This is a genomic window from Pseudarthrobacter sp. MOO14, assembly GCF_058267675.1.
Genome location: NZ_CM177849.1, coordinates 328484 through 354795 on the forward strand (window position 1 = coordinate 328484; position 26312 = coordinate 354795).

Here is a 26312-nt window from a genome sequence, read left to right on the forward strand (position 1 = left end):
CGCGGGCATGGATACCGTGAACCCGGGGACCTCCCCTGCGCCGGCATACGTGAGTGCCGCACTGGCAGCGCGGACTTCGGCCGGCACCGTAAACCTCGACGGCGGCAGCGTGGCGTTCTGGACCTACGAGCCGCTGAAGGAAACACCGGAAACCCGCACCATCCTGGTGATCCACGGTTTCCGGGGCGACCATCACGGGCTCCTGCGCGTCGCGGACCAATTGCCGGACATGCGTATCATCATGCCCGACCTGCCGGGCTTTGGCAGGTCCGACGCCTTCGGGCAGGACGAGCATTCGGTGGAACGCTACGGACAGTTCGTCAGCGACTTCATGGCGGCCCGCGGGCTGGGACCGGACACCGTCCTGCTGGGCCACTCTTTCGGTTCGATCGTGGCAGCGCACTTTGTGGCCGGCCACCCCGGCGCAGTCCGTCCCCTGATCCTCATCAACCCCATTGCTGCCCCGGCGCTGGAGGGGCCCAAAGGCGTGATGACGCGGCTGGCAGTCCTGTACTACCGGCTGGCGGCAAGGCTCCCCCGCAAACCGGGGCTGGCCCTGTTGCGCAACCGGCTGATTGTGCGCGTCATGAGCGAGACCATGGCCAAGACACGCGACAAGGAACTGCGGGCATTCATCCACGGCCAGCACCACGCGTACTTCAGTTCCTTCGCCGACCGCGACAGCCTGCTGGAGTCCTTCACGGCGTCGGTCAGCAACCACGTGGCCCAGGTGGCCGGCCGGCTGGACCTCCCCGTGCTGCTGGTGGCCGGCGAAAGGGACGAAATAGCCACGCTTCCCAGCCAGCAGCGCCTCCTGGCACTGCTGCCGGACGGGGAGCTGAAGGTGATTCCCGGCGTCGGACACCTGATCCATTACGAAACGCCGGAGCCCGCCGCCCGCCACATCCGCAGCTTCCTGAAGGACCATCCCGCGTGAAGATAGTTATCGACGCCCGCTTTACCCGCACCGACCACCATGACGGCATCAGCCGCTACGGGGCCAGCCTGATCGCCGCCACGGCGAAAATCGCAGACGTCTCCATGCTGGTCTCCGACGTCCGCCAGCTCGCCCTCCTGCCGGATGTTCCGTACACGCTGATCAACAGTCCGCTCTCACCGCTGGAGCTGTTCGTGGCCCGCAAGGTCAACGGCCTCGGCGCCGATGTGGTGGTGTGCCCCATGCAGACCATGGGCACCTGGGGCAGGAAGTACGGCCTGATCCTGACGCTGCACGACCTCATCTACTACTCGCACCCCGCTCCCCCGGGATTCCTGCCGGCCCCGGTCAGGCTGCTCTGGCGCCTCTACCACAAGGCGTTCTGGCCCCAGCGGCTGCTGCTGAACCGGGCCGACACGGTGGCCACCATCAGCCGGACCACGGAGGCGCTCATCGCCAAGAACCGCCTGACCCGCCGGCCGGTGCGCATCATCGCCAACGCCCCCCAGCCGGCCCAGGTCCACCGCACCCCGGGTGACGGCGCGGACAAGACGCTCATCTACATGGGCTCGTTCATGCCCTACAAGAATGTGGAAACCATGGTGGCCGGCATGTCCGGGCTGCCCGGCTACACCCTGCACCTGCTGAGCCGGATCAGTCCACAACGGCGCGCGGAACTCGAAGGCCTGGTGCCGCCGGGCGCCGCCGTGGTGTTCCACAACGGCGTCACCGACGAGGAGTATGACGGGCTGCTGCGGCGGGCCACCGCACTGGTAAGCCTGTCCAGGGCCGAGGGCTACGGGCTCCCCCTGGTGGAAGCCATGGCCGTGGGGACGCCGGTGATCGCCAGCGACATCCCGATCTTCCGCGAGGTGGGCGCGGACGCAGCCCTGTACGTGGACCCGGGCTCCCCCGAACAGTTCGCGCACGCGGTGGCGCAGTTGCAGGATGACGGGCATTGGCAGGACATGTCCCGGCGTTCCGTGGCGCGGGCCGCCGAATTCAGCTGGGACGAATCGGCGAGGCAACTGGTGGATGCGGCACACGAAGTGGTGGCGAACAGGCGGCGCTGAGCGCGTCTCCAGTCCGGTGACGCAGGCGAGGCAACAAGCACCGTGCTGCCAACCCGTTACAGGACGTCCACGCCGTCCAGGCGCAACTGTACCGGCTCCACGGTCCGCTTGGCGGCCGCGGCTGCCCGGGTGGCCCGCAGGACACGGACGACGGCGGCCGCCTGGCCATACGGGAAGAACAGCAGGGTCCGGACGTCCTCGGCCGAGCGCCTCCCGGACGGCGGAGCGGTCAGCACCAGCGGCGCCGGGCCTGCGGTGCGCACCGTTATTCCGGCGCTGCCGAGCCCGGCCTCCACGGCGGCCGTGAAGTGTTCGACGGCGGGTCGCGGCCCGGTGACAGATGCGATCCGGACCGCCGGGGGCAACTGGAGTTCCATCCTCAGGGCCAGCTCCCGCTGGGCATAGCCGGCAGGATCCCAACGGAGCAGGGCGCCTGTGGCAGCGGTGTCCGTGGCCGTCACCACCACCAGTCCGCCGTCCAGGGCAGGGCGCACCAGTGCCGCGGCGTTCAGCCACCGCCTGACCGTGTCCTCGCCGGCGCGGAGGGTTTCCCGCCGCAGCAGGGAGTCGCCGTCCAGGAGCAGGGCCGCTGCATAGCCGCCGGCCGCGACCGGCTCCGCCCCCACCGTGGCCACCACCAGGGCCTTTGCCTCCCCCACCCTGGCCTTTACCTGGTCACCGGAGGAGGTAAGGACGGTTTTGCCGGGAAAAGCCCTCCCCAGCTCCTCCGCAGTACGCAGGACCCCGGTGGCCCCTTTCCGGAGCCGCCGGCCGCCGCAGTGGGTGCAGCTCCAGTCCGGTGCCGGCGTCGAACACCAGCGGCACTGGGGAAGCGCCGACGTGCCTGCCAGCGCCAACGGCCCCTGGCAGGTTCCGCAGCGTGCCGGCTCGCGGCACGTTTCGCAGACCAGTGACGGCGCGTAGCCGGACCTGGCCACCTGCACCAGGACAGGTCCGCGCTCCAGGCCTTCCTTGGCGGCCTGCCAGGCCGCGTGCGGAAGCCGGGCGACCGTTGCGAGCGGGTCGCGGGCCTGCTCGAAGGTGTCGGCGGTGCTGACGACCCGCGGAACGGTGGCCCGCAGGGTGTTACGCGGGGTGCTCACGGGGATGGCCCACCCGGACTCCACCAGCCGCTGGACCTCCGTGCTGCGCGAGTGCCCGGCCAGGAGGCAGGCGGCGCCTTCCTGTTCCGCCCGCAGGAGCAGGACTTCCCGGGCGTGCGGGTAGGGTGCGCGTTGCTCGATGTGGAGGTCGTCCCCGTCGTCCCAGCAGGCGACCAGGCCGAGGTCCGGTACCGGTGCGAAGGCGGCAGACCGGGTGCCGATGGCCACTTTGGCGGTGCCGGCCAGCAGGCGAAGGTAGTTGCGGTACCGGGGCGTGGGGCCGTCGTCTGCGGTGAGCCGTGCCACGGCGTCATCCGGCAGCACGTCCTTGAGTGCTGCCTCGAGGCGGTCAAGGTCGCGGTAGTCCGGCACCACCAGCAGGGCGCCGCGGCCCGAGGTGTAGGCGGCGGCAGCGGCTTCGGCGAGGAGGTGCGGCCACCCGGCGGGTCCGTAGCCTTGGAGCGGGTTGACCACCGCGCGCGGCGCTCCACCGGCGGCCAGGTGCCGCAGGAAGGCCGCACCGGTGCGGTAGTCCGCCCAGGCTGAGGGGCCGGCGGCGGCGGGAGTGGTTCCGACTTCCGCTTCCGCGTAGGCGCCCGGGTATTCCTTCTCCAGCCTGGCGACGCGGGGTGGAACGGCGAGGCGGAGGACATCGCTGACGGTACCGGCGTACCGGGCGGCGACTGCGGTGGCCAGGTCCCGGACGGCGGGCGTGAGGACCGGAACCGGTGAAACGACCTTGGCCAGGGGCACCAGGGCATGTCCGGCGTCGGACTCCGCCATCCGTTCGAGGAGGAAGCCGTTGAGGTCCTGGCCGTTGAACTTGACCTTGACCCGCACCCCGGGCCGGGCCTCCCGGTCAAGGGAGGCCGGGACGGCGTAGTCGAAAGGCCGGTCCAGGTGCGGGAGGGAGGACTCCACGAGAACCCGCGCCACCGGCAGCTGTGCTGCCATGGCTCCGGCGGACGGAGTCCGAACCGGAAATCCCTGCAGCAACGATGGCTGGACGGAACTGTCAGCAACCATGGCGGTTACCTCCGTTCAGCTACCGGGTTGGACAAGGACAGCCAAGCACCGGGCACTGACATTGGTTTTCCGGACGCCTGACGGGGACTGTCAGGCGTTGAAGAATGCCTTCAGGTCATCCACCCGGTCCAGGCGTTCCCAGGTGAAGTCAGGATCGTCGCGGCCAAAGTGCCCGTGCGCGGCAGTCTTTGCGTAGATGGGCCGCTTCAGGTCAAGGGCGTCAATGATGGCGCGCGGGCGGAGGTCGAAGATCTCGGCGATGGCGGCGCTGATCCTGGCCGGGTCCACGGTCTCGGTGCCGAACGTCTCCACGTACGTTCCCACGGGCCGGGCCTGGCCGATCGCGTACGCGATCTGGATCTCGGCGCGCTTGGCCAGTCCTGCGGCCACCACGTTCTTGGCAACCCAGCGCATGGCGTAGGCAGCAGAGCGGTCCACCTTGGACGGGTCCTTGCCGGAGAAGGCGCCACCGCCGTGGCGGGCCATGCCGCCGTAGGTGTCCACGATGATTTTGCGGCCGGTGAGTCCGGCGTCCCCAACCGGTCCGCCGATAACGAACTCACCGGCCGGGTTGAGGATGTTGGCGGTGCGCGAGAGGTCCAGGTTGGCGCCGGCAAGAACGGGTTCGATCACGATGGCGGCGAGGTCCGCGCGGAGCTGCTCGAGGCTTGCGCCATCGGCGTGCTGGCTGGAGATCACTACTGTCTCCACGGAGACGGGGACGTCTTTGTCGTAGCCAACGGTCACCTGGGTCTTGCCGTCCGGGCGGAGGTAGGCCAGCTGGCCCGTCTTGCGGACCTCGGTGAGTCGTTCGGACAGCCGGTGGGCGAGCCAGATCGGCGTCGGCATGTAGGAAGGGGTCTCGTCGCTGGCGTAGCCGAACATCAGGCCCTGGTCCCCTGCGCCCTGGAGGTCGTAATCGTCCTCCTGGCGGCCCTCGCGCGCCTCGAGTGAGTTGAACACACCGCCGGCAATGTCGTTGGACTGCTGTCCGATGGAGACGGAGACGCCGCACCGGGCGCCGTCGAAGCCGTTGGCCGAGGAATCGTAGCCGATTCCCAGGATGGTCTCACGGACGATCTGCGGGATCTCGACGTAGGCGTCGGTGGTGACTTCGCCTGCCACGTGCACCAGACCGGTGGTGGCCATGGTTTCCACGGCCACGCGCGACTCGGGGTCGGCTGCCAGCAGCGCGTCCAGGATGGCGTCGCTGATCTGGTCGCAGATCTTGTCCGGATGGCCCTCGGTGACCGACTCGGACGTGAAGAGCCGGAGTGCGGCGGGCGTGGCCCCGTGGGCCTGGGGAAGGTGCAGCGGTAAAGTCACTCAACTACCTTACTGGTTGGTGTTGCTTGCCAGGCGGGAGATGTCCCCGTGCTAAGCAAACGTGGCCTGAAACACTTCAGGCGCGGGGCGAAACGTGGTTCAGTTCAAAGCTGATGCGCCTGATGATGGCTTCCGAAACCTCGGTTTTGGTCCCGGACGCCTCCTGTGGTTCGGAGCCGGCCCGGGAGAGGATGACCACCGCGTTGGAGTCCTGGCCAAAGACCTTGTCCATCCCCACGTGGTTGACCACCAGCAGGTCGCAGCCCTTGCGCTGCAGTTTGGCTTGGGCGTAAGCCAGGACGTCGCCCTGGCTGTCTCCCGTTTCGGCGGCGAAGCCGACGACGAGCTGGCCGCTTCCGGCACGGGATGCGTTGCGCTTCTCCACGAGTTCCTGCAGGATGTCCGGGTTGCGGACCAGGGTGATGACGGGGTCTGCGGTGTCGTCCCGCTTCTTGATTTTGGTGTCCGAGACTTCTCCGGGCCGGAAATCGGCCACGGCAGCGGACATGATGATCACGTCGGAATCGGCTGCTGCAGCCAGTGCGGCCTCACGGAGCTCCAGGGCCGTCTCCACACGTTGCACCTCAACCCCTGCCGGCGCCGGGACCTCCATGTGGGCTGCCAGCAAGCGCACGGTGGCCCCGGCATTCCGCGCGGCAACGGCCAGCGCGACGCCCTGCTTGCCGGAGGACCGGTTGCCGAGGAACCTGACCGGGTCCAGGGGTTCCCGGGTTCCGCCGACGCTGATGGTGACGGTGCGTCCCGCCAGCGGAAGCTGGTAATCGGACCGGCCCTGCACCAGCGCCATGGCGGCGTCGAAGATGGCCTGGGGTTCCGGGAGCCTGCCCGGTCCCGAGTCTGCCCCTGTCAGCCTGCCGGAGGCGGGTTCAAGGACTGCAGCACCACGCCCGCGGAGAGTTTCCACGTTGGCGCGCGTGGCGGCATGTTGCCACATCTCCGTGTGCATGGCCGGGGCAAAGAGCACCGGGCCGTGGGCCATAAGCAGCGTGTTGGTCAGGAGGTCGCCGGCCTGGCCGGTGGCTGCCTTGGCAAGGAGGTCGGCCGTGGCGGGTGCGACGACCACGAGGTCGGCCTCGTGGCCCAGCCGTACGTGGTTGACCAGGTGCACGTCATCGAAAACGCTGTTGCTGACCGGGTTGCCGGACAGCGCCTCCCAGGTGGCCGTACCGACGAACCGGGTGGACGCCTCGGTGGGGATCACCGTGACGTCATGGCCGGCTTCAGTAAAAAGCCGGAGGAGCGACGCCACCTTGTAGGCGGCAATCCCTCCCCCGACTCCGAGGACTATGCGCACGTGACCTCCGTCAACAGCAAGTCAGTTCGGTTGCAGGACTACTCTGCGGCTTCGATCGGCGTGGAAACCAGCTTGCCTTCGTTGATCTCGCGCAGGGCGATCGAGAGCGACTTCTCGTTCAGCTTGGTATCGACCAGGGGGCCGACATACTCGAACAGGCCCTCGTGCAGCTGGGCGTAGTAGGCGTTGATCTGACGAGCACGCTTGGCACCGAAGATCACCAGGCCGTACTTGGAATCCGCTACCTTCAGCAGATCGTCGATCGGCGGGTTGATGATGCCTTCAAGGTTCGTAGACACGAATTTCTCCAAATTCCTAGCGGGCTGACGGTTCCGGCAGATGTGGATGCGGGGTCAGCCCCATGAGTGAAACAAGCTCGTCCGCTGCCCGGCGGACGTCATCATTGATGACGGTGTGGTCGAACTCCGGTTCAGCAGCAAGTTCCAGTTTAGCGGTTTCCAGCCGGCGCTGCTGTTCCTCGGGGGTTTCGGTCCCCCGGCCCACCAGCCGGCGGACCATCTCGTCCCACGTCGGCGGCGCCAGGAAGACGAACTGCGCGTCCGGGACTGCCGCCTTGACCTGGCGGGCGCCCTGCAGGTCGATCTCCAGCAGGACTGAGCGGCCCTCGGCGATCGCCCGGTTCACGGTGCTCTTCAACGTACCGTAGGTGTTCTGGCCGTGGACCACGGCCCATTCCAGCAGTTCACCGTCGGCGATGAGCTGCTCGAATTCTTCCTTGGACTTGAAGAAGTAGTGGACGCCATCCTCTTCCCCGGGCCGGGGGGCGCGGGTGGTGGCCGAGACGGAAAGCCAGACTTCGGGGTAGTTGTCCCGGATGTAGGTGGACACGGTGCCTTTGCCAACAGCCGTCGGACCTGCGAGGACTGTCAGTCCGGGTTTCTTGCTCACGTATTCCTTTTGCTGGAGGTGGGGAAGCGCAGGCGGCCGGCCTGCGCTAATGCTCGTCTATAAAATCTACCAGCGCCCGCCGCTGGTGGACGCCCAGCCCGCGGACCCGGCGGGAGGCCGCAATGCCCAACTGCTGCATGATGGCCGCGGCCCGCACCTTTCCGATGCCGGGAAGGGCTTCGAGGAGTTCGGACACCTTCATCCGGGCCAGGGCGTCGTCCTCAAGGGCTGAGCCAATGATGTCCGCCGCGGACCTGTCCCCGTTTCGAAGGCTTTCCTTGGCCGCTGCCCGGGTGGCCCTTGCCGCCGCCGCCTTGCCCAGGGCCTCGGCCCGTTCAGTCGCAGATAAAGGTCGCAGGACCATCACGGACACCCCCGGAGTCGGCGGATTTCATCCAAGGGCGGCCGCCCTTGGACCTGTCCTGAAAATACCCTTTGGTGCAGCCTGAAGCAATGCATCCGGGGAATTGGCGGACTATTGTCCCCGCAGCCCGTCCAAGGTGCGCTGGGCAGCTTCCCGCAATCCGCCCGGCCGGGGTCCCGCCGAGAGGATGTCCCGGCTGGAGGTTCCCAGGACCAGCGGGTACGCGGCGCCGAACGTGGCCCGGAGGTCGGCAGGGGTAGCTCCCTGGGCGCCAAGGCCTGGCGCCAGGATGGGGCCGCGGACTGCTGCGAGGTCCAGCTCGAGGTCCGTCAGCGCTGTGCCAACGGTGGCGCCCACCACCAGGCCCACGGACCCCAGGTTTCCTGCGTAGCGGGCGTTCTCCGCGGCTGCGGCGGTGGTGATCCTGCGCGCCACCGAATCGCTGCCGCCAACGTGCTGGACGGAGGCGCCTTCCGGGTTGGACGTCAGGGCGAGGACGAACACGCCCCGGCCTGTGTCCGCGGCAAGGTCCAGCGCCGGCCGCAAGGACTCGAACCCCAGGTAGGGGCTGAGGGTGACCGAGTCCGCCGCCAGCGGGGAGCCGTCACGGAGCCACGCGTCGGCGTAGGCGGCCATGGTGGATCCGATGTCCCCGCGCTTGGCATCGGCGATGCTGAGCACCGACTGCTCGCGGGCCCCGGCCAGGACCTCTTCCAGCACGGCAATACCAGCGGATCCATGCCGTTCGTAAAGGGCCACCTGGGGCTTCACCGCGGCAGCGAGCGGAGCCACGGCCTCAAGGACCGTCAGCGAAAACCGCCTCAGCCCGGCGGCGTCGTCGTCCAGGCCCCAGCTTTCCAGCAGCGCCGGGTGCGGGTCGATGCCCACGCAGAGCGGACCGCGGGATGCCATGGCGGCGCCCAGCCGGGAGCCAAAGGACTCCCGGCCGGCGCCCGGTACCTGCTCAGGCATGCTGCAGGGCCGCCTTCTGCTGCGACTCGGCAAGGGCGGCCGCGTGCTCCTGCAAGCTGGTGACGGACCACTCGTAGGTGCGCATGGCTTCGATGGCCTGGACGGCGGCGTTGAACTCGGCCACCGTGGTGATGCACGGAATGCCGATGGACGTGGCCGCGGCCCGGAGCTCGTAGCCGTCGCTGCGGGCTTCGCCGCCGGACGGGGTGTTGAAGACCATGTCGATTTCTCCCGCGACGATGAGGTCGGCAATGGTGCCTTCCCCTTCAGCGCTGCTGCCCTCGGCAACCTTGCGGACCGGGGTGGCCTGGATGCCGTTGCGGCGCAGGACATCGGCGGTGCCGCCGGTGGAGACGATCTCGAAACCAAGGTCCGAAAGGCGCTTCACGCCCATGATCACCGAGCGCTTGTCCCGGTTGGCCACGGACACGAAGACCTTGCCTTCGGTGGGCAGGGCGTTGTTCGCGCCCGCCTGGCTCTTGGCGAACGCGGTGTCGAAGTGCTTGTCGATGCCCATGACTTCACCGGTGGAGCGCATCTCGGGACCGAGCAGGGAGTCCACCACCTTGCCCTCGAGCGTCCGGAACCGGCTGAACGGCAGCACGGCTTCCTTGACGGCGACGGGCGCGTCCAGCGGGAGGGTGGATCCGTCGCCGGTTTCGGGCAGCATCTTGTAGGCGCTGCGCAGCTGGTTGATGGTCACGCCAGTACCGATCAGCGCGGCGGCCTTGGCCATCTGGACGCCGGTGGCCTTGGACACGAACGGTACGGTCCGGGAGGCGCGCGGATTGGCTTCCAGGACGTACAGGACGTCCGAGGCCAGCGCGAACTGGATGTTGATCAGTCCGCGCACCCCCACGCCCTCGGCGATGGCGCGGGTGGCCACGCGGACCCGTTCAATGACGTTGCTGCCCAGGGTGATGGGCGGCAGGACGCAGGCGGAGTCACCGGAGTGGATGCCGGCTTCCTCGATGTGTTCCATGATGCCGCCCAGGTACATGTCGGTGCCGTCGAAGAGGGCATCGACGTCGATCTCGACGGCGTCTTCCAGGAACCGGTCGATCAGGACCGGGTGGTCCGGGGTGATCTCGGTGGCGTTGGCGATGTAGCGCGAGAGATTCGGCTCGTCGTAGACGATTTCCATGCCGCGGCCGCCCAGCACGTAGGACGGGCGGACCAGGACGGGGTAGCCAATCTCATCGGCAATCTTCTTGGCGTCCTCGAAGGAGACGGCCGTACCGTTCTTCGGCGCCACCAAGCCGGCCTTGTCCAGCACGCGGGAGAAGGCGCCACGGTGCTCGGCGAGGTCGATGGCCTCCGGTGAGGTACCCAGGATGGGCACGCCTGCGTCGGCGAGCTGCTGCGCCAGCTTCAGCGGGGTTTGGCCGCCGAGCTGGACGAACACGCCCATGACGCCGCCCGTCCGTTCCTCGGCCGCGATGACCTCGAGGACGTCCTCCAGCGTAAGGGGCTCGAAGTACAGCCGGGTGGAGACGTCGTAGTCGGTGGAGACGGTTTCCGGGTTGCAGTTGACCATGACGGTCTCATAGCCGGCCTTGCGGAGCGCCATGGACGCGTGGACGCAGGAGTAGTCGAACTCGATGCCCTGGCCGATGCGGTTGGGGCCTGAGCCGAGGATCAGGATGGACGGCTTGGAGTGCAGCGCGACCTCGTCCTCCTCGTCATAGGCCGAGTAGTGGTACGGCGTGTAGGCGGCGAATTCGGCGGCGCAGGTGTCCACGGTCTTGTAGACGGGGCGAATGCCGAGGGCCTGGCGGACGCCCCGGACCACTGCCTCAGGGTTGTGCGTGAGGGAGCCGATCTGCTCGTCCGAGAAACCGTGGCGCTTGGCGCGCTTGAGCATGTCCGCTGTCAGAGCACCGGCCTGGCGGATTTCGCGGGAGATCTCGTTGAGCAGCTGGAGCTGGTCAAGGAACCAGGGATCGATCTTGGTGGCCTCGAAAAGCTGCTCCACGGTGGCGCCGCCCAGGAGGGCGCGCTGGACCTGGTGCAGGCGCTCGGTGGTGGGGCGTTTGGCCTTTTCGATGAGTTCGGCCACTTCCCATTCAGGGACGCTGCTGAAGTCCAGCTGCGAGCCCTTCTGTTCCAGGGAGCGCAGTGCCTTCTGCAGTGCTTCGGTGAAGTTGCGGCCCATCGCCATGGCCTCGCCCACCGACTTCATGGTGGTGGTAAGGGTGTTGTCCGCCGCAGGGAACTTCTCGAAGGCGAAGCGCGGGACCTTGACCACCACGTAGTCGAGGGTGGGTTCGAAGGACGCCGGGGTCTTCTGGGTGATGTCGTTGGGGATCTCGTCCAGGGTGTAGCCCAGCGAGAGCTTGGTGGCAATCTTGGCGATCGCGAAGCCGGTGGCCTTGGAAGCCAGTGCGGAGGAGCGGGAGACGCGCGGGTTCATTTCGATGACCACCACACGGCCGGTGGCGGGGTCGATGGCGAACTGGATGTTGCAGCCGCCGGTATCGACGCCCACCTCGCGGATGACGGCGATGGCGACGTCGCGCAGCTTCTGGTATTCGCGGTCAGTGAGGGTCAGCGCCGGAGCAACGGTGATGGAGTCGCCGGTGTGCACGCCCACGGGGTCGAAGTTCTCGATGGAGCAGACGACAACCACGTTGTCGTTCTTGTCCCGCATCATTTCGAGCTCGTACTCCTTCCAGCCCAGGATGCTCTCCTCGAGCAGCACCTCGCTGGTGGGGCTGTACTGCAGGCCCTGGCCGACAATGCGGCGCAGGTCGTCCTCGTTGTAAGCCAGTCCGGAGCCCAGGCCGCCCATGGTGAAGGAGGGGCGGACCACCATAGGGTAGCCCAGGTCGTCGGCTGCCGTGAGGGCTTCATCCATGCTGTGGATGATGTGGCTGCGGGCGGATTCCGCGCCGCAGCGCTCCACGACGCCCTTGAACTTTTCCCGGTCCTCGCCCAGCTCGATGGCGGCGATGTTCGCGCCGATCAGTTCCACGTTGTACTTCTCGAGCACGCCGTTCTTGTCCAGGGCGATGGCGGTGTTCAGCGCGGTCTGGCCGCCCAGGGTGGGCAGGACGGCGTCCGGCCGTTCCTTGGCGATGATCTTCTCCACCACCTCGGGGGTGATGGGCTCAACGTAGGTGGCGTCGGCGAACTCGGGGTCGGTCATGATGGTGGCCGGGTTGGAGTTCACGAGGATGACGCGAAGGCCCTCCTCCTTGAGGACGCGCAGGGCCTGCGTGCCGGAGTAGTCGAATTCGGCGGCCTGGCCGATGACGATCGGGCCGGAACCAATGACGAGGACGCTTTTGAGGTCTGTACGTTTTGGCATTACTTCTTGTCCTCGGTCTTGTTGTCGTTGGCAGTCTTGGTTTCAGCGTCCTTGGTGTCCGCCATCAGGTCGATGAAGCGGTCGAACAGGTACGCGGCGTCGTGCGGGCCGGCGGCAGCTTCGGGGTGGTACTGCACGGAGAACGCCGGGATATCCAGGCAGGCGAGGCCTTCCACAACATCGTCGTTCAGGCTGATGTGGCTGACTTCCACCCGGCCGTACCGTGATTCCGGCGCCTGGGTGGCGCCGTCGAGCGGGGCGTCCACGGCGAAGCCATGGTTCTGGGAGGTGATTTCGACCTTCCCGGTGCGGCGGTCCATCACGGGCTGGTTGATGCCGCGGTGTCCGTAGCGGAGCTTGTACGTGCCAAAGCCCAATGCCCGGCCCAGGATCTGGTTGCCGAAGCAGATGCCGAAGTACGGCAGCTTTTCGTCCAGGACTGAGCGGAGCAGCTTGACCTGGGCGTCTGCGGTCGCTGGGTCGCCAGGGCCGTTGGACATGAAGAAACCGTCCGGGTTGACGGCCTTGACATCCTCAAGGGTGGCGGTGGCCGGCAGCACGTGGACGCGGACGCCCCGCTCGGCGAACCGTACCGGGGTCATGGCTTTGATGCCGAGGTCGATCGCCGCGATGGTGAAGCGGGGTTCACCTTCCCAGCCGTGGTCCTTCGGTTCTACGACGTAGGCTTCGTCGACGCTGACCTCCTCGGCCAGGCGGGAACCTTCCATGGGCGCACTGGCCAGGACGGCGTCGAGCAGTTCCTTGTCCGTGGCCTCTGCCGCCCCGCCGGAGAAGATGCCGGCGCGCATGGTCTTGTGCTCGCGCAGGTGGCGGGTGATGGCTCGGGTGTCCACGCCCTGGATGCCGACGATGCCCTGGGCCACCAGCTCCTCGTCAAGGGAGCGCTCGGAGCGCCAGTTGGAAGGCCGGCGGGCAGCGTCCCGGACAATGTAGCCGGCCACCCAGATCCGCCGGGACTCGGCGTCCTCGCTGTTCACACCGGTGTTGCCGATGTGGGGTGCCGTCTGTACCACGAGCTGGCGGGCATAGGACGGGTCGGTAATGGTTTCCTGGTAGCCGGTCATGCCGGTGGCGAAGACGGCCTCGCCCAGGGCGGTGCCGGTGGCGCCGTAGCTGGTGCCTCGGAAAATGCGGCCGTCTTCGAGAACCAGCGCAGCGGGGGCTGACACAGGAGCGGAGGTGGTTGCTGTCAATGTATTCGCTTTCACTGTCTTACTTTCCACTGGTGGCACCAGCCGCTGGGGCTGACGAAATCAATTCCTGAAGGGCCTGGTAAAGCACGTCTTTGTCGGCGGCGCGTCGGGTCCGGAAGCCGGTGTCAAGCTCATGCGCGCCGAGCATCCAGGCCAGCACGAGCAGGCCGTCTTTCTCGACGAACTTCCCGGCCATGCCGCTGTCCTGCCGGACACCGGTCAGGGAAGCGGCAGGGATGTAGAGCGCCGGCGCTCCGGCCCGTTCGTAGAGGACGCCGTGCGGGTAGACCGCGAGGGTTGCATTGGTGCGGATCCCGAGGCCGTGGACGGCGATCCGGTCGAGCCAGTCACCGGCGGTGGTGGTGGCAACGTACTGCCCTTCGGCGACGGCGGCGGGTTCACCGGGTGCCGCAGGCACCTCGGGCAGCTGTTCGACGTCGGCCTGGCGCCTGAGCCGGTTGCGCCACCCGATGCCCAGGAGGACAAAGACGACGGCGACGACCGCCAGCATGGCAAGTCCGGGGAGGATTTTGTCCATCAGGCAACGCCCGCCGTGGTGGCTGCGGCGTCGGGGTGGGGCGTGTTCAGTGCACCCTCGAGCACCGTGGGGTGTCCCTTGTAGAAGGTGGCAACCACCTTGCCCGGCAATTCCCGGCCCTTGAACGGCGAGTTGCGGCCCATGGTGGCCATCGTGGACGGATCGACGGTCCAGCGGGCTGCCGGGTCCACCAAAATGAGGTTGGCGGGTTCGCCGGCTTCGACGGGCCGTCCCTGGTCGGACAGCCGCCCGATCTTCGCCGCGGCCGTGGAGGTGACGCGGGCGAAGTCCGCCCAAGTCATCAGTCCGGTTTCGATCATGGCGTGCTGCACGACTGAGAGGGCCGTTTCAAGTCCAGTCATGCCCATGGCGGCCTGCGCCCATTCACATTCCTTGTGCTCGCTGGGGTGCGGTGCATGGTCGGTACCCACAACGTCGATCGTGCCGTCTGCGAGCCCGGCACGCAATGCCTGGACGTCGGCATCGGTGCGCAGCGGCGGGTTGACCTTGAAGACGGGGTCGTAGCTGCGCACGAGGTCATCGGTCAGCAGCAGGTGGTGCGGGGTCACCTCGGCGGTGACGTCGATGCCCCGTTCCTTGGCCCACCGGATGATTTCCACGGAGCCTGCCGTGGATACGTGGCAGACGTGCAGCCGCGAGCCAACATGCTGGGCCAGCAGGACGTCGCGGGCGATGATGCTTTCCTCGGCGACGGCAGGCCAGCCGGTCAGGCCGAGAACCGCGGAGACGTCGCCCTCGTTCATCTGTGCCCCGGCGGTGAGGCGGGGTTCCTGCGCGTGCTGGGCCACGACGCCGTCGAACGCCTTGACGTATTCCAGCGCCCGGCGCATCAGGACGGGATCGTGGACGCAGATGCCGTCGTCGGAGAACATCCGGACCCGGGCGCGGGAGTCGGCCATGGCGCCAAGTTCCGCCAACTGCTCCCCCGCCAGTCCGACCGTGACGGCCCCGACCGGGCGCACGTCCACCCAGCCTGCGGCCCGGCCCAGGGTGTAGACCTGCTCGACGACGCCGGCGGTGTCGGCGACGGGGGTGCTGTTGGCCATGGCATGGACAGCCGTGTAGCCACCCAGGGCCGCTGCGCGGGTTCCGGTTTCGACTGTTTCGGCGTCCTCGCGGCCGGGTTCGCGCAGGTGGGTGTGGACATCCACCATGCCGGGCAACGCCACGCAGCCGGCGGCGTCGATCACCGTGGCTCCGCCGGCATCCAGGCCGTGGCCGATCTCGGCGATGATGCCGTCACGGATCAGCACGTCCGAGGCTTCGCCGCCCAGGATGGAGGCGCCCTTGATGAGGTAGGTTCCAGTGGTGGTCGTCATCAGATGCTCTCCTTGATGGGCGCGGCGGTGGTGTAGGCCGGGGCCCGGGTTGCGGCTGGTTCGCGGGAATCCCCGGAGAGCAGCAGATACAGTGCGGCCATCCGAACGGACACGCCGTTGCGGACCTGTGCCAGGACGGTGGACCGGGGTGAGTCGGCTGCGGCGGCGCTGATTTCCAGGCCCCGGTTCATGGGACCTGGGTGCATGATGATGGTGTCTGTCATGCCGAGGTCGTCCAGGGCGCGGAGCCGGTTGTCGTCGAAGCCCCAGCGGCGGGAGTATTCCCTGGTGCTCGGGAAGAACGAGGCGTTCATGCGTTCGCCCTGGACGCGGAGCATCATGACGGCGTCCACGCCATTTGCCAGGGTTTGGTCGAGGTCATAGCTGACACTGCAGGGCCATTGTTCGACGCCGACCGGCAGCAGGGTGGGTGGCGCCACCAAGGTGACCTCCGCGCCCAGGGTCCGGAGCAACCAGACGTTGGACCGTGCCACGCGTGAGTGCAGGACATCGCCGACGATCGCGACGCGCAGGCCTTTGAGGTCTGTTCCCTCCGACGCCGTACCGGCCAGCCGCGCCCAGTGCCGGCGCATGGTGAAGGCGTCCAGGAGGGCCTGGGTGGGGTGTTCGTGGGTGCCGTCACCGGCGTTGATGACGCCGGCGTCGATCCAGTCCGTTGCGGCGAGCCGATGCGGCGCGCCGGAAGCCCAGTGGCGGATGACGACGGCGTCGGCCCCCATGGCGGACAGCGTCTGGGCGGTGTCCTTGAGGGATTCTCCCTTGGATACCGAGGACCCCTTCGCGGCGAAGTTGATCACATCGGCAGAGAGCCGCTTGGCTGCGGCTTCAAAGGAGATCCGGGTCCGGGTGGAGTCCTCGAAGAAAAGGTTGACCACCGTGCGTCCGCGCAGGGCCGGGAGTTTCTTGACCTCCCGCTCGCCCACGGCAGACATTTCCTCGGCGGTGTCCAGGATGCGGATGGCATTTTCAAGGCTGAGGTCCTGGGTGGACAGGAGGTGTTTCATGCGCCGCCCTCGATCACGACTTCGTTGACCGGTGATCCGCCTTGGGGTGTGTCGGTCTCCTCAAGCCGGACCCGTACCTTTTCGGCGGAGGAGGTGGGCAGGTTTTTGCCCACATGGTCAGCACGGATGGGAAGTTCGCGGTGGCCACGGTCGATCAGGACGGCCAGCCGGACGATGCGCGGGCGGCCGAGGTCAACGAGGGCGTCCAGGGCGGCGCGGATGGTGCGTCCCGAGTACAGGACGTCGTCGATCAGCACCACTACCTTGTTGTCGATCCCCGTCCGGGGCAGTTTGGTGGGGTACGGCGGCCGGGTCCCCTGGTGGGAAAGATCGTCGCGGAACATGGTGACGTCAAGCTGGCCCACGATGGCGGCGGCGTCCACGGTGGCGTCGGCAGCCGCGATTTTTTCGGCCAGCCGGACGGCCAGCGGGTATCCGCGGCGGGGAATGCCCAGCAGGACCAAGTCCCGGGATCCCTTGTTGGCTTCGAGGATCTCATGGGCGATACGAGTGAGTGCCCGGTCGATGTCCGCCTGGCTGAGGACAACCCTGGCTGGAACCGGTGCGCTGGTGACAGAAGTCAACGCTCGTCTCCCCTTTCCCCGCCTCACAGGACGGAATTAAAAAAGGAACATTTGCTGTTCAAAATTACCACATCGCCTCGCCGTGCCTGCGCCCGGGAGACGCGTTGCTGGTCACATCGGCTGGCGCGGATTCGTGGTTCCTTGGCGCCCCGGCGCCCCCCGCCTAGGCTTTCCGTTATGCCGACGTATCCGCAGCAACCAACACCAGGGCTCCCCGAGGACCCCTACCGCGAAGCACCCGGGCCGGTCCCCCGGCAGGCCAACCCCAGCTGGATGGGCCAGGTCCATCCAGGACACTACCGCCCGGCACCGGGGCACGGCGGCCAGCCCCTGGCCACGGTCGGTCCGCACCTCCCGGAGACTGCGCTGCGGGTATCCCGGGCACGGACCGGACTGGCGGGACTGTCCATCGCAGGCGGTGTGCTCGCGTTCCTGAGCCTGTTCCTGGTGGTCCCGTTCCTGCTGTCCAATACCGGCGCCGCCGGATTCCTGATCGGGTTCCTCGCGTCCCTGGTTCCTTTGTCCGTGGTCCTGGCGGCGGTCCACATTATCGACAGGTGGGAACCGGAGCCGAAGCGGCTGCTGTTGTTCGCCTTCGTGTGGGGTGCTGCGGTATCCGTTGCGGTGACCCTGCTCATCCAGCCGTTCTTTGTGATCGCGTTCCAGTTCACGGACCAGGCGGACCTGCAGACGTATATGGCCACCGTGCAGGCGCCGGTGGTCGAGGAATTTGCCAAGTCCCTGGGCCTGCTGATCATCCTGCTGGCAGCGCGACGGCAATTCGACGGGCCCGTTGACGGCGTCGTTTTTGCCTTCACCATCGCCGGCGGGTTCGCCTTCACCGAGAACATCCTCTACTTCGGCAGGGCCGTGGCCGAATCGGCTTCCCCGGCCAGCGACCTCGCCCAGATCTTCTTCCTCCGCGGCGTGATGTCGCCCTTCGCGCACGCGATCTTCACCGGAACCACGGGACTGGTGATGGGGTTCGCCGCGCGGAAGTGGCATACCGGAGCGTCCGTGGGAGCCTTCCTGGCAGGGCTGCTGCCGGCCATGTTCCTGCACAACAGGTGGAACAGCATGGGCAGGGGCTTCCTGCTGGACTACATCATGGTCCAGGTTCCGATCTTCCTGCTGGCGGTGGCAGGCATCATCTTCCTTCGGGTTGCCGAGAAGCGCCTGACCCGGCAGCGGCTGCTGGAGTATTCGGCCGCGGGCTGGTTCACGCCGGACGAGGTGCAGCTCCTGGCGACCCCCGCCGGAAGGCGCACGGCGTTGTCCTGGGCCGCCACCGCGGGCCGGAAACCGCAGATGAAGCAGTTCCTGAAGGCGGCCACACAGCTCGCGAATATCCGCCAGCGGATCCTGAGCGGGCGGGATTTGCCTCTTCACCAGGCCGAGGAGCGGCACCAGCTCCAACGGATCCTGGAGCTCCGGGCGGCCATCGCCCGTTGAGAACGCAGAAGGGGCCCGCCGGATGTCCGGCGGGCCCCTTGGCGTTCGGCTGACGCCGCAAACCTGGGCTCTTCGCTAGGCGAGCAGCGAAGGCTTCAGCTGTTGCAAGCGCCCGAGCAGGCCGTTGATGAACTGCGGAGACTCATCCGTGGACAGCGTCTTGGCCAGTGCAACGGCTTCGCTGACCGCCACTCCGTCGGGGACGTCGTCGTTGTACAGGAGCTCCCAGGTACCGATGCGGAGGATGATGCGGTCCACTGACGGCATCCGTTCCAGGCTCCAGCCCTGCGAGTAGGTCTCCAGGAACTCATCAATGGCTGCCTGCTGGGACACTACGCCCTCAACGATTTCCAAGGTGTAGGGGTTGACCACCTGGTCGGTCTTTTCCCGGCGTGCGCGGAGCACGTCAAATGCCGAAACAGAGCGTTGCTCCGCCTCGAAAAGAACATCCAGTGCCCTGTTGCGGGCTTTACCGCGGGCGCTCACTACTCGGTGACCCGGCCCAGGTAGCTGCCGTCGCGGGTGTCCACCTTGACCTTGGTGTTGTTCTCGATGAACAGCGGCACCTGGATCTCGTAACCCGTTTCCAGGGTGGCAGGCTTAGTGCCGGCGGACGAGCGGTCGCCCTGCAGGCCCGGCTCGGTGTAGGTGATTTCGAGGACGACGCTCGGCGGCAGTTCGATGTAGAGCGGGTTGCCGTCGTGGATGGCGATGTTCACCATCTGGTTCTCAAGCATGAAGTTGGTGGCGTCCCCCACCGTGGCCCCGGAAACGGTGATCTGGTCGTAGTCGGAGGTGTCCATGAACACGAAGTCCGCGCCGTCCTGGTACAGGTACTGGTAGTCGCGGCGGTCGACGGTGGCCGTCTCAATCTTGAGGCCGGCGTTGAAGGTCTTGTCGACAACCTTGCCGGACATCACGTTGCGCATCTTGGTGCGGACAAAGGCGCCGCCCTTGCCGGGCTTGACGTGCTGGAACTCGATGATGTTCCACAACTGGCCCTCAAGCTTCAGGACCGTTCCGTTCTTAATGTCGTTAGTGGTTGCCACTGGTTTCCTCTGGTTCCTTTATCCGGCCGTGTGGGCCAGGTGCTGTATGCCGGGCGGGCAAACCAAAGCGGCCCGCCTGCACGTGTTTGTCAAAAATCGCGTGGATGCAAAAATTCCACAACCATTCTACCGGTAAATACCGGGCAGCTTGTCCGCTGCCGCCGCCTGCCTCCTCAGCAGGCCAATTCCAGGATGTCCCGTGCACGCTGGAGCGCCACGGTGGAGGAATAGATTTGGGCAGCATCCGCGGACTGCGCCACCCGCAGGTCCAGCGCCTTGGAGAACGACTCAACGGCGGCCGAGGTCTGGCCGGCTGCGTACTGGGCCTTGCCCAGGAACTGCAGTGCCAGCGCTTCGCGGGGCGTGCCGTGCACCTCGGCCAGGAGTTGCCGGAACAGCTCTATGGCGCGGTCCATCCGGTGGGTGACGCTCAGTACCTCGGCTTCGAAGACGCGCAGCCGGAACGATTCCGGGTCCTTGAACCGTGCTTCGGCCAGCAGTTCAGCCGCCTCGGAGGCATGGCCCTCGACCAGCAGGACGAAAATGTGGTCCGCGGGGTCGGTGGAGGCCGACAGGGCTTCCCGGACAGCGTCCTCGTTGACGATCTGGGGCATCAGGGTATCCGGGTTTATGCGGATGCCGGGAAATCCGGCCTGGGGCCAGTCGGCCGTGCCATTCATGTCGCCCTGCATCAGGACGCAATTTCCTGGTACGCGGCGAACAGCAGCGAGGTGTCCGGCACATCAAGGATGCCCGGCTTGGCGATTCCGTCCAGCACCACGAAACGCAGCAGGTCGCCGCGGGACTTCTTGTCGCGGCGCATCCCATCCAGCAGACCCTGCCAGCGGTCCCGGCGATAGGTGACCGGCAGCCCAAGGCCGTCCAGGATGCTTCGGTGCCGGTCGGCGTCGGCATCGCTGAGCCTGCCCACGCTGCGGGCAAGCTCGGCCGCAAACATCATGCCGACGGACACGGCTGCGCCGTGCCGCCACGAGTAGCGTTCCACCAGCTCGATGGCGTGGCCCAGGGTGTGTCCGTAATTCAGGATTTCCCGGAGCCCGGATTCTTTGAGGTCCTCGGAAACCACCTTCGCCTTGACGGCGATGGCGCGTTCAATCAGCTCGCGCAGCGCGTCGGAGCGGGGGTCCACCACTGCGGCCGGGTCTTTCTCCACGAGATCGAGGATGGCGGGGTCGGCAATGAAGCCGCACTTGATGACCTCGGCAAGCCCGGAAATGATCTCGTTCTTCGGCAGCGTTTCCAGCGTGTCCAGGTCGGCCAGGACGGCCGCGGGCGGGTGGAACGCCCCGACCAGGTTCTTTCCTTCCGCGGTGTTGATGCCGGTTTTGCCGCCTACCGAGGCGTCCACCATGCCCAGCAGGCTGGTGGGCATGTGGATGACCTTGACGCCGCGCAGCCACGTAGCGGCAACGAAGCCGGCGAGGTCGGTGACTGCTCCCCCGCCCACAGCCACGATGGCGTCCGAGCGGGTGAAGTCGTTCTGGCCCAGGACCTGCCAGCAGAATGCCGCGACCTGGATGTGCTTGCCTTCCTCGGCGTCCGGGATTTCCGCCGTAAGCGAGGTGAAGCCGGCCTCGGCCAGCTCGTCGCGGACGGTGTCTCCGGTGAGGCGCAGCGCGCGGGGGTGGATCACCAGCACCCGGCGGACGCGTTCACCCAACAGGGCGGGAAGTTCTCCAAGCAGGCCGCGCCCCACGACGACGCCGTAGTTGTTTCCAGCACCTTCGCCGGTGACGTTGATGACTGTTGATTGAGTGTTCACTTCTCAACTTCCTGTTTGGCAGCTGCGTGGTGCCGCAGTGCTGCTTCCAGCCGTGCGCCGAGCTCGGGTATGGAGCCGTGGCGGACGTCCAGGGTGATGTCGGCCAGCCTCTCGTAGACCGGCCTGCGGGTGGCAAACATTGCTGTCCAGCGGCCCATGGCGTCGCCGGCGAGGAGTGGCCGGCCCGAGTTCCGGGCGATCCTGCCTGCCACCGTATCAGCGTCGCATTCGAGGTAGACCACGGTGCAGCGGCCCATGAGCTGCTGGGTCCCGGAGTCCAGTACGGCCCCGCCGCCCAGGGAAATCACCGTGGTGGTCCCGGCCGCGTCCTCAACGGCGTCGGCGACGGTCCGGGCTTCGATTTCGCGGAACGCGTGCTCCCCGCGGCCCGCGAAGATATCGGCGATGGAACCGTGGCCGGCAACGATGACGGCGTCGGTGTCAATGAAGCGGGCGCCCAGCTGTTGCGCCAGTTGCTGGCCGATGGCCGATTTGCCGACGGCCATGGGGCCGATGAGCACGATCGGCCGGCCGCCTGCGGGGCCGGTACTGCTGTGATGGAGCACTACTGGCCGATCGAGTCCAGGGAAGCCGGGATGTTGTCCAGGTAACCCTTGATGTTGCGGGCGGTTTCCGGCACGGAGTCACCACCGAACTTCTCCATGACGGCTTCGGCCAGGACCAGTGCCACCATGGCCTCGGCCACGACGCCCGCAGCCGGGACGGCACAGACGTCGGAGCGCTGGTGGTGGGCCTTGGCCGGTTCGCCGGTGCTGACGTCGATGGTGCGCAGGGCGCGCGGCACGGTGGCGATCGGTTTCATGGCGGCGCGGACCCGGAGGACGTCGCCGATGCTCATGCCGCCTTCGATACCGCCGGCCCGGTTGCTGGCACGGCCGATCCGGCCCTTGCCGTCACGGACAATTTCGTCGTGGGCGGCTGAACCCCGGCGTGCAGCGGTCAGGAAACCGTCGCCCACCTCCACGCCCTTGATGGCCTGGATGCCCATGAGCGCTGCGGCCAGCCGGGCATCGAGCCGGCGGTCCCAGTGCACGTAGCTGCCAAGTCCCGGCGGAAGCCCGTAGGCGAGGACCTCGACCACGCCTCCCAGCGTTTCGCCTTCTTTGTGCGCGGCGTCGACCTCCGCAACCATCGCGTCGGAGGTTTCGCGGTCGAAGCAGCGCAGCGGATCCGTGTCCAACGCGATGACATCGCCGGGCAACGGCAGCGGCCGGCCTTCGGGCACGGTGACGCTGGCGATGGAGACAGTGTGGCTGACCAGTTCGATGCCGAGGTGCCGGAGGAACCGGGCTGCCACGGTGCCGAGGGCAACCCGGGTTGCCGTTTCGCGGGCGCTGGCGCGTTCCAGGACAGGACGCGCTTCATCAAACCCGTATTTCTGCATGCCGGTGAAGTCGGCGTGGCCCGGACGGGGCCGCGTCAGCGGTGCGTTGCGGGCCTGGTCGGCGAGGAGTTCAGCGTCAACGGGGTCGGCAGACATGATCTGCTCCCATTTGGGCCATTCGGTGTTGCCCACCTGGATGGCGACGGGACCGCCCTGGGTGCGGCCGTGCCGTACACCGCCAAGGATGGTGACCACGTCCTGCTCGAATTTCATCCGTGCGCCGCGGCCGTAGCCGAGCCGGCGGCGGGCCAGGGAGTCTGCGATGTCCCCGCTGGTGATTTCCACACCAGCCGGGACGCCCTCAATAATTCCCATCAAAGCCGGGCCATGGGATTCACCGGCAGTCAACCAACGCATAATTTCCATCCTGCCACGTAGGGCGGTCAGAACGCCCGTCGGGCAAGGCCGACTGCGTCACACATCACATCTATGACAGCTGCGTTAACGTCTTCCCCGCGCCGGGTGAAAAGCCGCACCTGCTCCACCGCCTGGTACAACAGCATCTCCAGGCCGGGCACCACGCGGCCGCCTCCGGCCTGCCACACAGAGGCCACCAGGCTGGGCCAGGGATCGTAGGCGACGTCCAGGAGGACTCCCCGCGTCGTCGTCTTCAAGGCGGCGATTTCGGCGGCGAGCCCGTCGGCCGCGCGTGGCGGCAAGGTGGAGATGACGACGTCGGCTTCCGACGTCGGGCGCGCGGCGGCGGTGAGGGGGCGGACCTCCAGCGCGACCCCCAGGCTGTCTGCAGCGGCGCGGACGTCCGACGTACGCGACGAATCACGGGCGTACACCTGGACCGTGGTGGTGCCAAGTTCCTTGAGGGCAGCAACAGCCGACGCCGCCGTGCCGCCGCCGCCGAGGATGACGGCGGACGGCGCCGCAGCCGTCCCGGCGTGGCGCAGGGCATTCACGATCCCCGGGACGTCGGTGTTGGAACCTACCGTCTTCACTGCGCCGCCGGATTCCTCGAAGGTGACTGTGTTCACGACCCCCAGGGTCTGGGCCACTCCGCGGACTTCGTCCACTTCATCAAGCATGGCGGTCTTCAGCGGCATGGTCACGGAGAGCCCGCGCCAGCCGGGCTGGTTCCGGATCTGGCGCATGAACGACGGCAGCAACTGCTCGGTGACGTCGATGGCCGTGTAGCTGATGGCCGCGCCCAGCCGCTCATACGCCGAAAGGTGCAGCGCGGGAGACTTTGAGTGGCTGATCGGGTGGCCCAGGACGGCAGCCCGCAGGCTCATGTGCAGCGGCCCGCGTTGGCCTTGCACCACGCGTTGTATTGCTCAACGTTGACGTTATGTTCGGCGAGCGTCTTCGCGAACTTCGTTTCGTTGGTGTCCAGGTTGACGGTCACCCAGTACAGGTAGTCATTGGACTTGGGCCGTGCTGCCGCGTCGATGGCAGTCTTGCCGGGCGAACCAATGGGGCCCGGCGGGAGTCCGGGGTTGGCATAGGTGTTGTACGGGTTGGACTTGTCCTTGCGCTGGTCATCCGTGAAGTTCAGGCTCTTGGTGCCCAAGCCGTAAGTCACCGCCGAATCCACCTGGAGGAAACCGCCTGTCTGGTCGTTCGGCTTGAGCCGGTTATAGATCGCACCGGCCACGTCGCCGTAATCGGCCTGGCCACCCTCGGCCTGGACAATGCTGGCCACAATGACGGCCTCGTACTGCTTGGCGGGGTCGGTGATTCCCTGCGACACCAGCTCATCGGTGGTGGCTTTCACGAGGGCCTGCAGGATGTCCTTGGCCGGGGTTCCGAGCGGGAAGCGGTATTCTCCGGGGGCGAGGTAACCTTCAAGGTTCTTCGCGTTTGCCGGCAATCCAAACTGGGCAGGCTGGTTGCTCAGGGCCTGCAGCTGCTGGATGGAAACGCCCGAACCCTCGGAAACTGCCTGCAGCGACTCACCGATCCGCAGACCTGCGCTCAGGGCGAAGTAGATGACCTTGGACTTGTCTTTGCCGGCCAGGACATCAACGGCGTCGGCGTTCTTCATTTCGGTCTTGAAGACGTAGTCGCCCGGCGACAGCGTTGCGCCGGAGGCATGGAACGCCTGCATGAAGGTGTCGGCATTGGCGACGACCCGCTGGTTCTCAAGGTCCACAGCTACGGACCGGGTGCCCTCGCCGCTTGCCACGGTCACGTGGACCTCGCCGGTCCCCGGTCCGGGGAAGTCCGATGGCTTGCCGCTGCCGAGGAGGGGCTTGAGGAACTGCGCGCCCACGGCCACGGCCGTCACGAACACAGCGAGCGTCAGGAACAGCGCCAGCAACCTGCGCCGGCGCCGGACCTTCTTCGAGGGCCGGGGCACCGACTGGGCTGCCGAGGACACGGGAAGCAGCTCATGGGCGGCATCCGGGTGGGCAGCATCCGGATGCGCATCGTCGTGGTATCCGGCGTCGTATGAATGGTCGTCGGGGATTTCCCCGTAATGGTGCCCGTCGGCGTCATGGTGGCCGTCGGCGAAGGGGGCGTGGTCCGGGTGGTGGGCCACGTCGTCGTGGTGCTGTACGTCCTGGTGGTGTGCAACGTCCGCGTAGGCGTACGCGTCCCCGGGGTGCTCCGTATCCGGGACATGCGCCAGCTCCTCGTGCTGGTGTACGTCGTCGCCAACCTGCACGTTGTCATGCGGCGGCGCAACGGCGTCGTGGTGGGTTCCGGCGGAAGGCCCGTTACTCCAGGCTCCAGCGGGGTGGGAGTCACCGGGGTGCGGTCCGTCCTGGATGGATGGCGGCGCATCGGGGGCAGCCGGCACGTCCTCGGCGCCAGGCAGCGGAGCAAAGGTTGGTTCTCCGGCCGAGGGTGCGGTTGCCGGCGGCGTGACGGGAGGCGGCGGGACCTCGCCCGTCTCATAGGCCTGCTCGGGGACGGCGTCGTGGCCGCCGGTATTGAGGCTCTTTTCGCGTGCGCGCAGTTCCTTGCGGGTCAACGGCCTCGCGGCCCCGGCGTCCTGCGGGCCGGAAGTGTCGTCAATGTTGGCAGGGCTCACTGTTGCCTTCCATTATCTGAAAATCGGGCCGTGTCTGCGGAGATGGCGCGGACTGGTTCGTCCACCCCACCGGCCCCCAGGTCCACGGTCGGGGATGGCGCTGTCACGCGTGAGCCGACATCCGCTCCCCTGGCTTTCTGCATGTCGATGGCGTGCTGAAGGATACCCACCGCCGCGACCTGATCAACTACTTTACGGTGGTTCCTGCTGCTCATGCCAGCTTCGTGCAGGTTCCGGTGCGCCGTAACGCTGCTCAGCCGCTCGTCCACGAGGTTCACCGGGACCGCCAAACCGCGGGCGGAAAGCTCTTCAACCAGCAGCAGGGCGTAGTCCGTGGCCATCCTGGCGGACGCGTGTTCTTCGCCCTTCATGGTGCGCGGCAGTCCCACGAAAACCTGGACGGCTCCCTGTTCCTCCGCCAGTTTGGCGATGACCCGCACGTCCGAGTTCTTCTTGGCGTTCCGGTCAAGGGTCTTGTAGGGCGTGGCCAGGATCCCGTCGCGGTCGCACAGGGCCACCCCTACCCGGACGGTGCCCACGTCCACCCCCAGTTTGACGCCCTGGGGGTAGCCGCCGGCAGCTGCAGGATTGGTCATGA

The 26312-nt window shown here is 67.1% G+C and carries 25 protein-coding genes; 3 read left to right on the top strand and 22 right to left on the bottom strand.

Annotated elements, in window-relative coordinates; translation table 11 throughout:
* Positions 1-7: 7 nt before the first annotated feature.
* Positions 8-937 (top strand): alpha/beta fold hydrolase, encoded by a 930-nt coding sequence (locus AC4EEV_RS01490; RefSeq protein WP_491329987.1) that lies wholly within the window; start codon positions 8-10, stop codon positions 935-937.
* On the top strand, positions 934-2010 hold the full coding sequence (locus tag AC4EEV_RS01495) for a glycosyltransferase family 4 protein (protein WP_491329988.1): 1077 nt from the start codon (positions 934-936) through the stop codon (positions 2008-2010). Before AC4EEV_RS01490 ends, AC4EEV_RS01495 begins: the two co-directional genes overlap by 4 nt.
* Before the next feature lie 56 nt (positions 2011-2066).
* Here AC4EEV_RS01495 and AC4EEV_RS01500 read toward each other — a convergent pair whose 3' ends face one another.
* The 13 genes from AC4EEV_RS01500 to pyrR form a co-directional block, all read right to left on the bottom strand.
* Complete coding sequence (locus AC4EEV_RS01500) at positions 2067-4139, bottom strand: primosomal protein N' (RefSeq protein WP_491329989.1); 2073 nt, start codon at positions 4137-4139, stop codon at positions 2067-2069.
* A 90-nt stretch (positions 4140-4229) separates the two neighbouring features.
* Positions 4230-5465 carry a methionine adenosyltransferase gene (gene metK / locus AC4EEV_RS01505; protein WP_018761414.1) on the bottom strand — a complete coding sequence of 412 codons (1236 nt, stop codon included), beginning with the start codon at positions 5463-5465 and terminating at the stop codon, positions 4230-4232.
* A 76-nt stretch (positions 5466-5541) separates the two neighbouring features.
* Positions 5542-6780 (bottom strand): bifunctional phosphopantothenoylcysteine decarboxylase/phosphopantothenate--cysteine ligase CoaBC, encoded by a 1239-nt coding sequence (coaBC, locus tag AC4EEV_RS01510; protein WP_491329990.1) that lies wholly within the window; start codon positions 6778-6780, stop codon positions 5542-5544.
* 38 nt (positions 6781-6818) lie between these two features.
* Entirely contained in the window at positions 6819-7079 is a 261-nt protein-coding gene (gene rpoZ, locus AC4EEV_RS01515) for a DNA-directed RNA polymerase subunit omega (RefSeq protein WP_026264487.1), read from the bottom strand.
* Between the two features lie 16 nt (positions 7080-7095).
* Positions 7096-7689 carry a guanylate kinase gene (gene gmk / locus AC4EEV_RS01520; protein WP_018761417.1) on the bottom strand — a complete coding sequence of 198 codons (594 nt, stop codon included), beginning with the start codon at positions 7687-7689 and terminating at the stop codon, positions 7096-7098.
* Positions 7690-7735: 46 nt separating this feature from the next.
* Positions 7736-8053 (bottom strand): integration host factor, actinobacterial type, encoded by a 318-nt coding sequence (gene mihF, locus AC4EEV_RS01525; RefSeq protein ID WP_026264488.1) that lies wholly within the window; start codon positions 8051-8053, stop codon positions 7736-7738.
* A gap of 111 nt (positions 8054-8164) precedes the next feature.
* Entirely contained in the window at positions 8165-9025 is an 861-nt protein-coding gene (gene pyrF / locus AC4EEV_RS01530) for an orotidine-5'-phosphate decarboxylase (RefSeq protein WP_018761419.1), read from the bottom strand.
* Positions 9018-12335 carry a carbamoyl-phosphate synthase large subunit gene (gene carB, locus AC4EEV_RS01535; protein WP_285318025.1) on the bottom strand — a complete coding sequence of 1106 codons (3318 nt, stop codon included), beginning with the start codon at positions 12333-12335 and terminating at the stop codon, positions 9018-9020. Before carB ends, pyrF begins: the two co-directional genes overlap by 8 nt.
* Positions 12335-13588, bottom strand: a complete 1254-nt coding sequence (gene carA / locus AC4EEV_RS01540) for a glutamine-hydrolyzing carbamoyl-phosphate synthase small subunit (RefSeq protein ID WP_109044550.1) — start codon at positions 13586-13588, stop codon at positions 12335-12337. Before carA ends, carB begins: the two co-directional genes overlap by 1 nt.
* Entirely contained in the window at positions 13569-14087 is a 519-nt protein-coding gene (locus AC4EEV_RS01545; protein WP_491329991.1) for a PH-like domain-containing protein, read from the bottom strand. The genes carA and AC4EEV_RS01545 overlap by 20 nt, the downstream gene beginning before the upstream one ends.
* On the bottom strand, positions 14087-15427 hold the full coding sequence (locus AC4EEV_RS01550; protein WP_491329992.1) for a dihydroorotase: 1341 nt from the start codon (positions 15425-15427) through the stop codon (positions 14087-14089). The genes AC4EEV_RS01545 and AC4EEV_RS01550 overlap by 1 nt, the downstream gene beginning before the upstream one ends.
* Positions 15427-16452: an aspartate carbamoyltransferase catalytic subunit gene (locus AC4EEV_RS01555; RefSeq protein WP_018761424.1), complete on the bottom strand. Its 1026-nt coding sequence runs from the start codon at positions 16450-16452 to the stop codon at positions 15427-15429. Before AC4EEV_RS01555 ends, AC4EEV_RS01550 begins: the two co-directional genes overlap by 1 nt.
* Entirely contained in the window at positions 16449-17036 is a 588-nt protein-coding gene (gene pyrR, locus AC4EEV_RS01560) for a bifunctional pyr operon transcriptional regulator/uracil phosphoribosyltransferase PyrR (RefSeq protein ID WP_018761425.1), read from the bottom strand. The genes AC4EEV_RS01555 and pyrR overlap by 4 nt, the downstream gene beginning before the upstream one ends.
* 177 nt (positions 17037-17213) lie before the next feature.
* Between pyrR and AC4EEV_RS01565 the strand changes: the two genes are divergently transcribed.
* Positions 17214-18488, top strand: coding sequence for a PrsW family intramembrane metalloprotease (locus tag AC4EEV_RS01565; RefSeq protein WP_491329993.1), 1275 nt, complete (start codon positions 17214-17216; stop codon positions 18486-18488).
* A 75-nt stretch (positions 18489-18563) separates the two neighbouring features.
* Here AC4EEV_RS01565 and nusB read toward each other — a convergent pair whose 3' ends face one another.
* From nusB to ruvX, 9 genes are all read right to left on the bottom strand, one after another.
* Positions 18564-18974, bottom strand: coding sequence for a transcription antitermination factor NusB (gene nusB / locus AC4EEV_RS01570; protein WP_018761427.1), 411 nt, complete (start codon positions 18972-18974; stop codon positions 18564-18566).
* A complete protein-coding gene (gene efp / locus AC4EEV_RS01575) occupies positions 18974-19537 on the bottom strand; it encodes an elongation factor P (RefSeq protein WP_018761428.1) in 564 nt (187 codons plus the stop codon). The genes nusB and efp overlap by 1 nt, the downstream gene beginning before the upstream one ends.
* Positions 19538-19710: 173 nt before the next feature.
* Positions 19711-20229, bottom strand: coding sequence for a tetratricopeptide repeat protein (locus AC4EEV_RS01580; RefSeq protein WP_018761429.1), 519 nt, complete (start codon positions 20227-20229; stop codon positions 19711-19713).
* Positions 20229-21320, bottom strand: a complete 1092-nt coding sequence (aroB, locus tag AC4EEV_RS01585) for a 3-dehydroquinate synthase (protein ID WP_018761430.1) — start codon at positions 21318-21320, stop codon at positions 20229-20231. Before aroB ends, AC4EEV_RS01580 begins: the two co-directional genes overlap by 1 nt.
* A complete protein-coding gene (locus tag AC4EEV_RS01590; RefSeq protein ID WP_491330927.1) occupies positions 21317-21826 on the bottom strand; it encodes a shikimate kinase in 510 nt (169 codons plus the stop codon). Before AC4EEV_RS01590 ends, aroB begins: the two co-directional genes overlap by 4 nt.
* 59 nt (positions 21827-21885) lie before the next feature.
* Entirely contained in the window at positions 21886-23085 is a 1200-nt protein-coding gene (gene aroC, locus AC4EEV_RS01595) for a chorismate synthase (RefSeq protein WP_026264491.1), read from the bottom strand.
* 23 nt (positions 23086-23108) lie between these two features.
* Positions 23109-23969: a shikimate dehydrogenase gene (locus AC4EEV_RS01600; protein ID WP_491330928.1), complete on the bottom strand. Its 861-nt coding sequence runs from the start codon at positions 23967-23969 to the stop codon at positions 23109-23111.
* Positions 23966-25714 (bottom strand): endolytic transglycosylase MltG, encoded by a 1749-nt coding sequence (gene mltG, locus AC4EEV_RS01605; RefSeq protein WP_491329994.1) that lies wholly within the window; start codon positions 25712-25714, stop codon positions 23966-23968. The genes AC4EEV_RS01600 and mltG overlap by 4 nt, the downstream gene beginning before the upstream one ends.
* Complete coding sequence (ruvX, locus tag AC4EEV_RS01610; protein ID WP_018761435.1) at positions 25711-26310, bottom strand: Holliday junction resolvase RuvX; 600 nt, start codon at positions 26308-26310, stop codon at positions 25711-25713. Before ruvX ends, mltG begins: the two co-directional genes overlap by 4 nt.
* Positions 26311-26312: the final 2 nt, after the last annotated feature.